General features: G+C 34.2%; 18 protein-coding genes. 4 read left to right on the top strand and 14 right to left on the bottom strand.

Translation table 11 applies throughout. From position 1 onward, the window contains the following. Positions 1 to 9: 9 nt before the first annotated feature. The 3 genes from pfkB to HMPREF1135_RS00440 all read right to left on the bottom strand — a co-directional run bounded on the left by pfkB (position 10) and on the right by HMPREF1135_RS00440 (position 2990). Entirely contained in the window at positions 10 to 927 is a 918-nt protein-coding gene (gene pfkB / locus HMPREF1135_RS00450) for a 1-phosphofructokinase (protein ID WP_007590834.1), read from the bottom strand. 61 nt (positions 928 to 988) lie between these two features. Further along, a complete protein-coding gene (locus HMPREF1135_RS00445; protein ID WP_007590833.1) occupies positions 989 to 2224 on the bottom strand; it encodes a VWA domain-containing protein in 1236 nt (411 codons plus the stop codon). A gap of 13 nt (positions 2225 to 2237) precedes the next feature. Beyond that, positions 2238 to 2990, bottom strand: coding sequence for a TraX family protein (locus HMPREF1135_RS00440; protein WP_007590832.1), 753 nt, complete (start codon positions 2988 to 2990; stop codon positions 2238 to 2240). Between the two features lie 201 nt (positions 2991 to 3191). Between HMPREF1135_RS00440 and HMPREF1135_RS00435 the strand changes: the two genes are divergently transcribed. From HMPREF1135_RS00435 to HMPREF1135_RS00425, 3 genes are all read left to right on the top strand, one after another. Continuing rightward, positions 3192 to 3527 (top strand): nitrous oxide-stimulated promoter family protein, encoded by a 336-nt coding sequence (locus tag HMPREF1135_RS00435; RefSeq protein ID WP_007590831.1) that lies wholly within the window; start codon positions 3192 to 3194, stop codon positions 3525 to 3527. Positions 3528 to 3596: 69 nt separating this feature from the next. Next, the gene (locus HMPREF1135_RS00430) at positions 3597 to 5339 is read left to right on the top strand and encodes an ABC transporter ATP-binding protein/permease (RefSeq protein WP_007590829.1); all 1743 of its coding nucleotides are present in this window, start codon (positions 3597 to 3599) and stop codon (positions 5337 to 5339) included. Further along, positions 5339 to 7027 carry an amino acid ABC transporter ATP-binding/permease protein gene (locus HMPREF1135_RS00425; RefSeq protein ID WP_007590827.1) on the top strand — a complete coding sequence of 563 codons (1689 nt, stop codon included), beginning with the start codon at positions 5339 to 5341 and terminating at the stop codon, positions 7025 to 7027. The genes HMPREF1135_RS00430 and HMPREF1135_RS00425 overlap by 1 nt, the downstream gene beginning before the upstream one ends. Before the next feature lie 50 nt (positions 7028 to 7077). Here the strand turns inward: HMPREF1135_RS00425 and HMPREF1135_RS00420 are convergent, their stop codons facing one another. From HMPREF1135_RS00420 to HMPREF1135_RS00380, 9 genes are all read right to left on the bottom strand, one after another. Further along, on the bottom strand, positions 7078 to 7506 hold the full coding sequence (locus HMPREF1135_RS00420; RefSeq protein WP_007590825.1) for a hypothetical protein: 429 nt from the start codon (positions 7504 to 7506) through the stop codon (positions 7078 to 7080). Positions 7507 to 7540: 34 nt separating this feature from the next. Then, on the bottom strand, positions 7541 to 7840 hold the full coding sequence (locus HMPREF1135_RS00415; RefSeq protein WP_007590822.1) for a type II toxin-antitoxin system RelE/ParE family toxin: 300 nt from the start codon (positions 7838 to 7840) through the stop codon (positions 7541 to 7543). Between the two features lies 1 nt (position 7841). Then, positions 7842 to 8090 (bottom strand): type II toxin-antitoxin system prevent-host-death family antitoxin, encoded by a 249-nt coding sequence (locus tag HMPREF1135_RS00410; protein ID WP_007590820.1) that lies wholly within the window; start codon positions 8088 to 8090, stop codon positions 7842 to 7844. Between the two features lie 115 nt (positions 8091 to 8205). Beyond that, a complete protein-coding gene (gene crcB / locus HMPREF1135_RS00405; protein ID WP_007590819.1) occupies positions 8206 to 8574 on the bottom strand; it encodes a fluoride efflux transporter CrcB in 369 nt (122 codons plus the stop codon). A gap of 315 nt (positions 8575 to 8889) precedes the next feature. Further along, entirely contained in the window at positions 8890 to 9612 is a 723-nt protein-coding gene (locus HMPREF1135_RS00400) for a macro domain-containing protein (RefSeq protein WP_007590818.1), read from the bottom strand. A gap of 54 nt (positions 9613 to 9666) precedes the next feature. After that, a complete protein-coding gene (locus tag HMPREF1135_RS00395; protein ID WP_242824830.1) occupies positions 9667 to 9942 on the bottom strand; it encodes a hypothetical protein in 276 nt (91 codons plus the stop codon). A 13-nt stretch (positions 9943 to 9955) separates the two neighbouring features. Beyond that, positions 9956 to 10465, bottom strand: coding sequence for a hypothetical protein (locus tag HMPREF1135_RS00390; protein WP_007590815.1), 510 nt, complete (start codon positions 10463 to 10465; stop codon positions 9956 to 9958). A gap of 121 nt (positions 10466 to 10586) precedes the next feature. Next, complete coding sequence (locus HMPREF1135_RS00385; protein ID WP_007590813.1) at positions 10587 to 11093, bottom strand: YfbM family protein; 507 nt, start codon at positions 11091 to 11093, stop codon at positions 10587 to 10589. Between the two features lie 34 nt (positions 11094 to 11127). Next, positions 11128 to 11529, bottom strand: a complete 402-nt coding sequence (locus HMPREF1135_RS00380; protein ID WP_007590812.1) for a hypothetical protein — start codon at positions 11527 to 11529, stop codon at positions 11128 to 11130. A 114-nt stretch (positions 11530 to 11643) separates the two neighbouring features. Between HMPREF1135_RS00380 and HMPREF1135_RS00375 the strand changes: the two genes are divergently transcribed. After that, positions 11644 to 12153, top strand: a complete 510-nt coding sequence (locus tag HMPREF1135_RS00375) for an SMI1/KNR4 family protein (protein WP_007590809.1) — start codon at positions 11644 to 11646, stop codon at positions 12151 to 12153. Between the two features lie 56 nt (positions 12154 to 12209). Here the strand turns inward: HMPREF1135_RS00375 and HMPREF1135_RS00370 are convergent, their stop codons facing one another. Continuing rightward, a complete protein-coding gene (locus HMPREF1135_RS00370; RefSeq protein WP_007590807.1) occupies positions 12210 to 12779 on the bottom strand; it encodes a hypothetical protein in 570 nt (189 codons plus the stop codon). A gap of 44 nt (positions 12780 to 12823) precedes the next feature. Next, positions 12824 to 13471, bottom strand: a complete 648-nt coding sequence (locus HMPREF1135_RS00365) for a DUF4304 domain-containing protein (RefSeq protein ID WP_007590805.1) — start codon at positions 13469 to 13471, stop codon at positions 12824 to 12826. Between the last annotated feature and the right edge of the window lie 126 nt (positions 13472 to 13597).

Below are 13597 nucleotides of genomic sequence, written 5' to 3'. Positions count from 1 at the left end.
CCCCTAAAATTATAGTACCTCATCAACCTTTATTTGAACTAAAAGTTCTTCTATTAATTCTTTTTTACCTACTCCTGCAGAAAATGAAGTAGCGCCGCCTGCCGCTGATGCATACTGCAAACTGAGTCTAAAGTCTTTGGTCTCATCATACTTTGCTACAAACATTGCAAGCATACTGTCACCTGCCGCTATAGTTGAGACAACCTTACCCTTTGCTATATTTGCACCAAGGACTTCACCTGTAGATGTGAAAAGTATTGCCCCCTTACTTCCTCTTGAAACCAGTACATTTTGTGCACCCATTTCCTGAAGTTTTCCGGCATACTTTTTTATATCTTCAATGGTGCTTAATTCAACTCCAAACATTTCTCCCAGTTCAAATTCATTAGGCTTTACAATAAAAGGTTTGCATTTTAAAGTATTAAGGACCATATCCTTATTGCTGTCAACAACAAGCTTTGCGCCTTTTTGTCTTACCTTCTCAGCTATTTTTACAAAATCATAACTTTCCATACCCGGTATAATATTACCTGATAAAAAAACGGTATCCTCGCTGTTTAATCCTTCAAGCGTACCAAAAAACTCTTTTATATTTTCTGCACTTACCTTACTGCTTTGAGAGTTAATTTCAGTCTCGGTATCTGTGGTCAATTTGATATTAATTCTTGTAAATCCCTTTGTTTCAACGAAATCAGATTCTATTCCCTGTTTTTTTAATTCATTTTTTATAAAATATCCTGTAAATCCTGCTATAAAGCCCAATGCCTTACTTTCTATACCGATATTTTTAAGCAAAAGTGAAATATTTATACCCTTTCCACCTACAACATAATCCGATTCTCCGGTTCTGTTTAACTTACCAAGTTCAAAATTTTCAACCTTTGTAAGCATATCTATTGCCGGATTTAATGTTATTGTATAGTACATCCGCTACCTCCTTAACCAAATGCAGAAAATACCTTTATTTGAGCTACATTATAGCATAAATCTAAACCATTCCTTTTTTCTTTATTTCCTCAAGCCATGACGGAAACTCTTCCAATAACCTGGCATAAAGTTCTTCATTTGATACCTTTTTAAAATCGTCCAAAGCAAAAAATCCTGCATTGTCCACATATCTTCCGGTCATGGTATCCAGCTTTTCCAGTATACCGTAGTTCTTACCGCCTACCCCCACAAACTGCCAAAAAATCGGCAGATGTGAGGCCTCTGTGATGATATTTTGTATTTCTCTTTTTTGGTTTACACCTCCGTCTGTAATAAAAAGTACATAGGCAGGAATCTTGGTATCCTTATATTCATCCACTACCATTCTCATTACAATAGGCTCATTATTTCTTCCGCCAAGATCCAGCATCAGGTGTTTCCAATCTTCGGGAACTGCCGACGTGTAGTTTTTTAAATTCACGCTGTTCATCTTCCTCGCTGTAGTTCCGTAAAACCAAAAATCAAGTTCTCCGTCATCATCAAACTGTACTGCCAAAGGCAATGTCTTATTTACAATAGACTGAACAGTGCCGTTCTTAAATCTAGGTACCATAGACCCTGAGATATCTAAAACAAGTCCAACTCTAGCAACTGTAGTCTCAAGATTCTTTTTCTTTAACTCAAATACCAGAGGTTTTACAAGACTTACAAGCTCAGGTGCTTTTTCCATCTTCTTTTCAAGAGATACTTTTACAGGTTTCTCCACAACAGGCTCCTGTATCGGTTCACTTACTTCTTCCCCACCGAAGTATTTCAAAAGTGAAGACAGTCCGCCGTCAAATCCACTTGCCACGCATCCTATTCTCCAAACATCTTTGCGGTATATCTCCATGACAATAACCGCCTTTTCCTTGGAGAAATCATTGCCTCCAAGTGTCATTTCTATATCTTTAGCTCCGGATTGATATACTTTAGTATCAAGACTATTCATCTCTCCCATAGTCTGAGTGCCGTCAATACTTACAGTAAATACCAACCTATTGATAAAATCGGGAATTGTTGGCAGATTTAGAGTATACCTTACTCCATCAGCTATATATTCAACACTTACCTCACCTTTTGGGCTCACCTTTTGGTTATAGAAAATCATATATCTGTCATCTGAAAGTTTTCCGTTTTCATCCACTCCAAAACAGCAAAAATCATACTCTGCATTGCCTTTGACCTTCATATCAACAAAGATATTCTCATTTAGATTTACATGATTTTCAAGCTTGTCTTTCCAACCTTTTACCATATGTCCCCCTTATTTAAAATAAAATATTTATATTTCCATATAATAATATTCTGATAAAACCTATTAAAAATAAATGTGCCGGATAGTATATATAAAACAACCATTTCATGCTTTTATTGCTTCCGACTTCACCATTATACATTCTAAGCAGTGGTATGCACAAACAAATAAACAGCTGTAATACCGCATAAACCCTGTCGATGAATATAAAATAAACAGCCGCATATACTAAAGCAAAAATAATATAATCCACTGACTGCTTTTTAAAATCCCCTCTATGCATATACAAGAAAAAGGGAACCATAACTGCAATACATGACCAATCGGCAGGAAATGAAAGCAGGTTTGCAAGTATTATAAGGGCTACAGTTACAAAAGTAGGTAATTTATGTTTTTGCACTGCAAATATCAGAGTTGCTCCTATTGCAAGTGACCATATAACACTTGTCTGATTAAATATTCCGCTTTTAAACGGCAAAGAACTCAGTCCAAAGGCAAAGCTGTATGCAAAATGTGATATTACAGCAAATAAAAATAATCGCTTTATGTATTTTACAGAATCCTTAGTATAATAAGAACCCTCCGCTATAAAAAACCACATAATAGGAGCGGTAAGTCGTCCTATTATATGAAGTGCACATACAAACCATACCCTTTGAAGTCCCGGAAAAAGCAGCCATGTCAAGTGATCTATTGTCATTGCCACAACAGCAATTAACTTTAAATCACCTGTATTTAAGCCTCTTTCTTTTATTTTTGAAAACATAGTTTATGTTCCTTTCAATATTTACCATAATTTTATTCTATCATTTTAACTTTTTGATTTCCAGCTGAAATACAACTAATATTTTAGGCTTCCCTAACATTTTATCATAGAAAAAAACCTTAAATCATGCTATATTTATATATACATAATCTACGTTTATTATTGAATCTTTCATTTTCCTATATTGAAAGGATAAATTGTATGAATTCAGAAAAAATAGAAAAGAAAAGGCATGATGAATTACAGGCCGTAACTCGGATGATAGAAATATACTGTCGTGGGAAGCATGGCCATAATACCGCTCTATGTAAAGATTGTCAGAAGCTTATGGACTATGCACGCTCAAGAATTGAGCATTGTCCATTTATGGAAAGTAAAAGTTTTTGCAGTAATTGTATGGTTCACTGTTATTCTCCTGATATGAGAGTAAAAATCAAGGAGGTAATGCGTTATTCAGGACCGCGTATCATGTTTTACCACCCAATCATGTGTATACAACATGCTCTTACATCTTTAACAGCTAAATTAAAAATATAGCCTGAAGTTAGGTGTTCCAAATATGCTATATTTATTGATATTACAAAATAATATGGAGGTCTTTAGTTTATGATTAAAATGAGACTTATTCGTCTTTTGAAGGGATCCGGAAAGTATATCCTTTACCAGGTTCTTTGGCAATGGATATCTCTTATTATGCAAATAATCATTGCAATAAACATTACCGGGCTTATCCAAGAAGTTTTCTTAGATACAGCCTTTGAATCACATATTCCAAGAGTTGTTATTGTCGTCATTGCAGGTGTTTTGATAAGAGCGGTATGTGACAAACTCTACACAAAAGCAAGTTTTCATGCAGGTGCAAATGTAAAGAGAATCTTGCGTAACCGTATCTATGAAAAGGTACTTCGCTTGGGTCCTGCTTATAGAGAACAGGTACATACCTCTGAAATCGTACAAATGGCAGGTGAGGGTGTGGAACAGCTTGAAGTATATTTTAGCAGATATTTGAGTCAGTTTTTCTACTCCTTACTTGCTCCACTTACTCTATTTATAGTTGTAATGAGAATCAGCATGAAATCTGCCCTTATTCTTCTTGTAGCAGTTCCACTGATACCTATAGTTATAATGCTTGTAATGGTGGTAGCTAAAAAGCTGCTCAGCCATTATTTTGACATATATTACGGTCTTGGTGACAGCTTCCTTGAAAAGCTGCAAGGTATGACAACTCTTAAGATATATCAGGCTGATAAGACTGCTGCAGATGATATGGATAGAGAGTCGGAACAATTTAGAAAAATAACAATGAAAGTTTTGATGATGCAGCTTAACAGTACCTCTGTTATGGATATAGTGGCATATGGCGGTGCGGCTGTAGGAATTATCAGTGCCCTTTCACAGTTTTATAAAGCTGAGATTTCTCTTTTTGGGATGCTGATGATCTTATTCCTTGCAGCAGAATTTTTCCTTCCAATGCGAATTTTAGGAAGTTTTTTCCATATAGGTATGAACGGAATGAAAGCAAGTGATCGTATATTTGCATTCCTTGATCTCCCTGAGCAACAAAGAGGTAGTAAAGAGATAAATGATAAAGAGATAAAAATATCACTTGAGAATCTTTCTTTCTCATATGACTCAAGTAAGACCATATTAAATGGAATAGATATGACTATTGCACCAAAGTCCTTTGTTTCAATAGTAGGTGTCTCAGGCTCCGGTAAATCCACTATAGCAGGCATACTTATGGGTAAAAATCCTAAATACAGAGGAAGCCTGAAGATAAATAATGACGAGCATAGTGAACTTACATGCGAAACAATACTCTCTAATTTTACTTTGGTAGGGCATCGCAGTTGGATATTTACAGGTACTGTAAGAGAAAATCTTTTGATGGGCAATCCAAATGCTACAGAAAAAGAAATGAATGAGGCACTGGAGAAGGTCAACCTTCTTGACTTTATCAATTCTCAATACGGACTTGATACAAAACTGACCTCAAATGCAAGCAATCTCTCGGGAGGACAAAAGCAAAGACTCTCACTTGCAAGAGCTCTTCTTCATAATACACCGGTATATATCTTTGATGAGGCCACTTCAAATGTTGATGCCGGAAGTGAAGAGATAATAATGAATGTAATACATGAATTATCGAAGACAAAAACCATAATTCTTATATCACACAGACTTGCAAATGTAGTTAACAGTGATGAGATATTTATGCTTAAGAACGGAAGTATTGTAGAATCAGGGCTTCACTTTGAACTTATGAATAATAAAGGTGCTTATGAGAAACTCTTTACAGAGCAGATGAATCTTGAGAATTTCTCAAAAAGAAAGGAGGTGGCACAATAATGAAACAAACCACAAGAAGATCCGGGCTTTCTATTATGAGAAGCCTGATTGTTTTGGTAAAGCCCTTGACAGGCGTTATGTTACTTGGAATTTTTCTTGGAGTCATCGGCTTTTTATGTGCCATCTTTCTTACTATTACAGGTGGCTACGGTATACTGTATGGACTTTATACTCTGTTAAATAACGGATTTACTTCCGCTCCAAATCTTTCAGGAACAATATTTATTTCCCTTATCGTAATGGCTGTTGCAAGGGGTATTCTTCACTATGGTGAGCAGTACTGTAATCACTATATCGCATTCAGAATACTTGCAATTATAAGACATAAGGTTTTTGCTGTACTTAGAAAACTCTGTCCTGCAAAACTTGAGGGTAAGGAAAAAGGTAACCTTATTGCTATTATAACAAGTGATATAGAGTTATTGGAGGTATTCTTTGCACATACCATATCACCTATAGCCATTGCTTTTATCACATCTCTTATAATGGTTATATTTATATGGTCACAACATCTTATTGCAGGTATTATTTCATTACTTGCATACATGACTGTAGGAATTGCTCTTCCTCTTTGGAACGGTAGTCGCAGTGCAGATGCCGGAATGAAATTTAGAAATAATGTAGGTGAACTGAATAACTTTGTCATTAACAGCATGTATGGTGTGGATGAAATATTACAGTATAATCAGGGCGAGATACGCTTAAATGAGATGGACTCAAAGTCTTTAGAACTGTCTGATAATCAAAAAAAGCTCAGCTTTTTCGAGGGTTCTCAAAGAGCAGCTACAAATATTGTTATTCAACTTTTCTCATGGGTAATGTTCTTTTCTATGTTGATGCTTTATAAAAATGAGAGTATAACTTTTTCTCAGATGCTGATTGCTACCCTGGCTATGATGAGTTCATTCGGACCTACTGTTGCACTGTCTTCTTTATCAAACAATCTCAATCAGACTCTTGCCTGTGGTGAGCGTGTACTTTCGCTGCTTGAAGAAGAACCGGTAGTTGAAGAAGTATCCGGTAAAGAAAATACTGTATTTGAAGGTGCTGATGTTGAGTGCGTAAACTTCTCCTATGGAGATGAAACTATACTTGATAATGTTTCTCTTGATATAAAGAAAGGTCAGGTACTTGGAATACATGGTGTAAGCGGATCCGGTAAATCTACACTATTAAAACTGCTGATGAGATTCTGGGATGTAAAAACAGGTGAAGTGCATATTTCAGGAAAGAATATAAAGGATGTTAATACTGAGAATCTTCGTGAAATAACAGGCTATGTTACTCAGGAAACTGTAATGTTTCAGGGAACTATTGCAGATAATATAAGAGTTGCAAAGCAAAATGCAACTCTTGAAGAGATTCAAAATGCTGCTAAGAAAGCAAGTATACATGACTTTATATTAGGCCTTCCAAACGGTTATGATACCAATGTCGGCGAGCTGGGTGATTCGCTCTCTGACGGTGAGAAGCAGCGTATAGGGCTTACCAGAGCCTTCTTACATGATGGTGATTTCCTGCTTCTGGATGAGCCTACCAGCAATCTTGATGTACTGAATGAGGGTATTATCTTAAAGTCACTCTCAGAGGAAAGCGCAGGAAAGACTATTGTTCTCGTTTCACATAGAAAATCTACAATGTCTCTTGCAGATGAGACCTATGAGATGGCTAAAGGCAGATTCTCATAAAATTAAAAAGCACATAGATTAGAGTTTCTCAAGGCTATGTGCTTTATTTTTTATTTTCTTGACTTATAGAATTCCTTATACTTAGGATCGTCATATTCAAAGTATCTGTAACTTACCGCCTTTATCTTTACAATTTTTTGCCATATTTCAAAGGCCTTATCAAGCTCACCGCTTTCATATGCATACTTTCCCTTCATATGCTCCAATTCTTCATCAAAATTATGTAGATTCTCATTATTTTCATTCATTCTATCCAGCCATATTTTGGCATTTACCAAATCATTATTTTCAATAGCTTTATTAAAGAAAGATTTAGCATACCCATAGCCCTGATTCCACTTGGCCCCCGACTCCGGGAAGGCACTCCAGCCTTTATCTGCACTTTCAAATCCCTCTTTTAAATTACCTTCGTTGATTTTAGTTACCGCATCCTTTCCGAATTCGATAACACTTGCATATCTTTCTGCATCCAACAGCATATCTTACTCCTCTCGGTGTATTATATTTTTATAATCAATCAAATATCCTCGTAATATCCTGATATCGGTTAATAACACGATAAATATCAACATACTCTTTTCCTACTTTATAGATAATCACATAATCTCCCCATATTGCGTATTTATAATCCGTCCTAAAACTGACACGCTTTGAAAGATCGGCTCCTATTCCCGGAAACATTTGGAGGTTCTCAAATTTAGCATAAATTTCTTTAATTGTCTTTGTAGCATATTCTTCATTATCTTCTGCAATATATTCACGGATACTATTAAGATCTTTTGTAACAATAGGATTGATCCTTAGTCTTAACATCTTACTCTCCCACAAGTGCTTTCAGTTCATCCAAATCCAACCAACCTTCACCATCTTTTACCATCTCTTCAGCCTCCTGCAACTTCATCAAAAGCTTTTTCTCTGCACGATCACGCTCATAATCTTCAATATCCATAACTACAAAACGTCCTCTGCCATTTTTGGTCAAATATACAGGTTCTCCCTTATGACAATTTTTCAAGACTTCATTATAATTTCTCAAATCAGATACAGGTAAAATATTTGCCATATTCTTTTATCTCCTTCCTTTGATTTAATATTGTTTCTATAAGTTTTATTATACGCCAAATGTTGCGAAATTCAACGTGAAATTTTACAGCGTTTTATTTCATTTTATACAATGATTATAACTTTACCACTGAAGCCAACCTCTTTCCACATAATATGCCTAATATACAGCATACAACACTTAGTACAATATATAATCCGCCTAATGTATATTGCTTATTATCAAGCAAGTTAAACGCTTCAAGTGAAAATGTAGAAAATGTAGTGAATCCGCCACATATACCCGTCTTCCAAAACAGCACGGTATTACCCGATATATTGTCTTTGTTACTTGTAAACCCGACAATAAAACCGATTAATATTGCACCTGCTATATTTGTAATAAGTGTAAGTATCGGAAATCCTGTTTTAACCGGTATAAGGCTTATCGCATATCTTGCCATTGCTCCAACCGCTCCACCAAGTGCTACAAATAAAAAACTCATTAATTTCTCCTTTATTTTAATCCCCAATAAAATAATTACCATTTATATCTTTTGATATAATTAGTGTACTTTCCAGATACTCAATACATTCAAAAATATATTTATCCGAAAATTTATTCACTTTGTCTTCCAACTTATATTTAAGGTTTTCTATTAGCTGTTCCCTATTTTGCAAACAACCTGTTTGTATTAAATATAAAATCAATGTAATACAATCCAATTTTTTGTCTGTCTGTATAACATTAACATACTCAGCTGACTTTTGTACTGCAATATGTAGCCTGTTAAATTCATTGCTTACATTCTCACTACATATTACTTTGTATATCTCATCAAAAGTTTTTCCGCATCATCTATTCCATAGTATTCTTGATATTCTTTTATATCTTTTGCAACAGTATCAATTACACTTGAATATGGACCTGACTTCCATTTATCAAATTTAAAATACTCTTCTTTAAGGAAAAAGTTCAGAAAGTAACAGGTCTTGTGTAGCCTTATATTATTAAACCTCTTTAAGTTCAATCTGATATCAAGTAAAATCAGACTTGCAATATTAGCTCCAGGTTTTTTCGTAATTACGGACTTACTTGAAAATGCAGGCTCAAAGATTATAAAATTATATTTATCCGAAATATTTTCCAGTTTACATTCTATTACCTTTTTAACATCTTCCCAATTAAGACCTCCATTGCCACATCCTAAAGGTGGAATAGCAATCTTTTTTACCTCCAGTTTTGGCAATATATCGACAAAATAATCCATTGCCGTTTTAATATACTCTATCTTTGATTTTTCACGCCATTTATTTTTAGTAGGTAAATTTACAATAGTAATTCCATTTTCAGTAAAATAATGTACTTTTCCAATTGTCAATTCACTTGACTTACATGCTTTAATATACGACTTGTTATTTTCAGGAAATTTCAACTTAAACTGATAAGCAATTCCTTTTCCCATAACTCCTTCACAGTTTACCGCATTTATCAAGCAATCTGCACCACTCTCAAAAATATTTCCGCTAGTATACTCTATCATAAAATCTCTTTCTCTATGTTAAATAAAAAATACATATTTATTACAAAGTGATAGTTATTCAAAAGATCCACCACCCCTATATGTATTTACAATGCAGGTAAATCTCTTCCCGCATTTCGGACATTTTATAATATGGTAAATAATATCATCAACCCAATGTCCGTCTTTTTTATGTTCTCCTAATTTGCAACTTCCCTCAACTACTATAAAACCCCTGTTTTCAACCAGATCTTTAATATACTCTATGGTTTCTTCATATAGTTTGGGTGAGGAAAAGTATTCTGTCTTTTTGATATTAGAACAATAATCACACATATTTTTGCCAACCATAATCATTCCATTCCTATAAGTCAGTATATCTTTCCAAGTCCGTTAAATATTGCTTAAGTGCTTTGAGCATTTTTGCAAGCTCTACACAATCTATTTTGCCCATCTCTATTACAGCATACTTTTTCTTATTCTCATCAAAATCCGGATATCTGGTTTTATTGTGAAGTGCCGAAAACTTGATATCCTTTAGAACCTTTGTAAGCATCTGTTCTCTCAGTCTGTCCTCAACCATAGCATTGCCTTTGCCGTATATCTGCACCAATATCTCAATTGACTTATCAAGTGAATGCCCGATAGTCTTTTTTATCATTTCCTTATAATAAGCATTTGTCACATCCACAATCTGAGCAATTTGGGCTTTAATTTGTTTTTCCATAGCCTGCACGTAAAAGTACGCAGCCTGATTATAAAGCTCCCTGCTCTCAAGTATAACCGCAGATTTTTCATCCTGCATAGCAGTTTTAAGATATTCATGTGCCACTTCCAAAGAATCCTTCAAAAACTTTCGATTACCTAAATACATATATTCTCCTAAGTTCTTATAACTTTATACTTATTTTCTGATAAATACTGTTTTATCATTCCCACACTATTTCCAAACAATTGAAGACTTTTTGAATTTCCGGTCTCCACCTTCCATTATACTAGCAAATAATAATCACTACATTTCCATTTACTTCAAGTATTTTCTTATAAAAATCTCTTAGTCTTTGGAAATATGTCCTTAATTCTTCTCTTATTTTATCAGCATCTTCTTCATAATCCCAGATATTCGGATATATATTTGCTTCTTTAAACCGGCTTATACTTAGATTCTCCAAGGCTTTATCTATATCAAAATCCTCAAGTGCAAGTACTATATCCTTAACCTTCGACTTTTGTGTATAAGCTATATACTCCCCTGAACTTTTAATAGAGTTCACTCCAAAAACAGCCTCACTAAGATGATTATTTTCTATAGCATCATCCTTTCCAACTCCAGTCAGTGCGAAGTGAAGCGCATCCCACATCTTATCCATATCCAGTTGTATTTCTATATCATCACTACCGTCTTTATCATCTTCAATATCATCAACTGCTTCATTATAAAAGAGCTTCATCTCTTTTAAGTTTTTGTCGCTTAAATATTGATAATTTGCTATTATTCCCATTTTCAATTCTCCAAAAATATTATAAAACTACAACTTAACTCTTACTGCAAAGCAAGCTTTCTATCATAACCAAAACCATATTTTGTGGATTTATTTCAAACTCGTTTGATACTATACGCTTATTGAAGTATTTAACCGACTTATCATGATTAAGAAATTTATTTATACAAAGATACTGTTCAATTTCATCAAGTATAAATGCACTTTGTTTTAAATCCAAATCACTAAAACCGTTTGCATAATGAACGCTTTTCATAATTCTTTTCAACTTTGTCTTCGGGTATTCTTCTTTGAGTGTATCTCTCAGTAAAATAACCAATTCGTCAAATGTTTGACTGTCCTTTGCACTTACACCTGTAATAATATTTTCATTGCCTAAATGTTCAATCAGCTTGATCATTTGTTGTTTCAAATCCATAAGTTTATTTTCACTCATTAAAACCTCCCCTGGGTAGGATTTATCTTTATTAATATTTACTTTAATTGCTAAACATGATTATAATATAAGTTGATAAGTTAATTCAAGTTTGGAAAAAGTGGGGGATCAACAATGTTTGATAATATTGACTTCAAAAGTTTTTGGAGGGAAAGTGAGTATATAAATAAAGTCTGTACCGGAGATAATTTAACAGATGAGATGGTGCAAGAAGCTGAAAAAAGACTGGGCGTTAAGTTACCGAAATCATATATAGAGCTAATGAAAACACAAAACGGTGGTAAACCCAATAAAAATGTTTGGTTTGATGAAAAAAATAGGTACCGTGTTGATTTAGAGGAATTCTACAGTATATCTGAAAAAAAGGAAGATTCCATATTTGGAAAATTTGGAAATGAGTTTTGGTATGATGAATGGGAATATCCAAGAAATGTAGGTGTTATTATTGCCGATACAATCTCAGGCGGACATGAAATGATATATTTAGACTACAGAAATTGTGGCAAAGACGGAGAACCGAGGGTATCAATATGTATACAAGAAGATGATTTCGAAATAATTGTACTTGCATATAACTTTGAAGAATTTATATTGGGGCTTAGAGCCTCAGAAGAAATTGAGTAAAATTTTCAAAAAGCCGGCAGAATTCAAACTCTGTCGGCTTAATTAAATGGTAACATTTAATCTTTTTCAAATGACTGTTTTAATTCTGACAGCTCTTTTAGCTTTCTTTCAAATACTGAATCACTCATACCTTTCCCGGTAGCAATCTCATAATAAATATTAAATTCAGGATGGTTATTTTCTTTTACTACCGCTAACAGCTCTGCAAAATATCCCCATGCATTATTATAACTTTTTGTTGAACTGTAATCTTCTCTTTTAGGCATCCACTGCAGCTTTATAAAGTATTTATTCAGTATTTTGCTCCAGGTTTCCACATCGTCATCATAACAAAAGAACTTTGTTTCAAACAAACTGCCAAATCTCCTGTCCCAAAATTTTACACTGTCAGGCAAATACCAGGTATCACGAGGATTGCGGCATATCAATTCTATCGTTATCATTTCAAGTATTGCAGCCGGATCTCCTCCAATACAGCTATAACTTCCGGGAACTGAAGTTTGTGCGCCTTCCACTTTCAGCTCTTCATAAGCTGTGTTGCTATCAAGTAATACTAAAACAATTTTAGCTCTATCTCCAAAAGCTTTCCCTTCGCTTAATAATTTGTACTTATTAAATTCGTTCATTTAGCTTCCTTACTCTCATTGGAAAATGGTATCTTTAACCGTAATTATTCTTCAATCTTTAGTCCATTTAGATAGGCAAACTGTATCAATCCGGCACCATTAAACTCATTACTCACCTGAGAAATCTCTTCCTTAGGCATTTCTTTTAACTTATTATAAAAACTGATGTACTTATTCTTAAACTTATCTTCTTTAAGGATCTTATTAAAATACTTTTCAGCCCTATCTTTTCCACCAAAGTAATAGACATAGTACAGCAGGTTATGGACAGCCGGCTTACCGTTTAGGATATTATCAATATTGGTTTCTGTATCTTCAAAATCGTCAAATATAGGCATTATATAATCTCTGATAAGTCCGCTAATTTCTTCCACAGTATATTTATAGCTTGCCCCGGCCAACTGCCACCATTTAAATGGAGTTCTCCCCAACAGAGTTCCTATCTCCCCACCAAATACAAAACCATTATTGATATTTGCTTTTTTCATGCCTTTTGAATATACAGAAATATGTGGTACAAATTCTACACTACACTCATAGTTGTTTCTATTAGCTTGAAAATGAATTTCATAGGTAAGGTCTTTATTTTTAGATGTTTTCTTTAGTTTCTGTCCTTTGCTGATTATCTTAAAATCAGGGAAATTACCTGCTATTTCCTGCCAGGCTTTTTCACATAATTCTCTAGGTTTCATTTTTGTAGATACTCCTTAAGTATTCCATTAATTCATTTATAAGCCAATAACGGCTAGGTCCTGACTATTTTAAGGTCATATTCTGCGATCGGTTCATTTTATTATATCTTAATTATATATCATGAA

The organism is Lachnoanaerobaculum sp. OBRC5-5, from assembly GCF_000296385.1.
GTDB lineage: Bacteria > Bacillota > Clostridia > Lachnospirales > Lachnospiraceae > Lachnoanaerobaculum.
The sequence above is the reverse complement of the archived record's forward strand: the minus strand, read 5'-3'. Positions and strand labels throughout refer to the sequence as shown.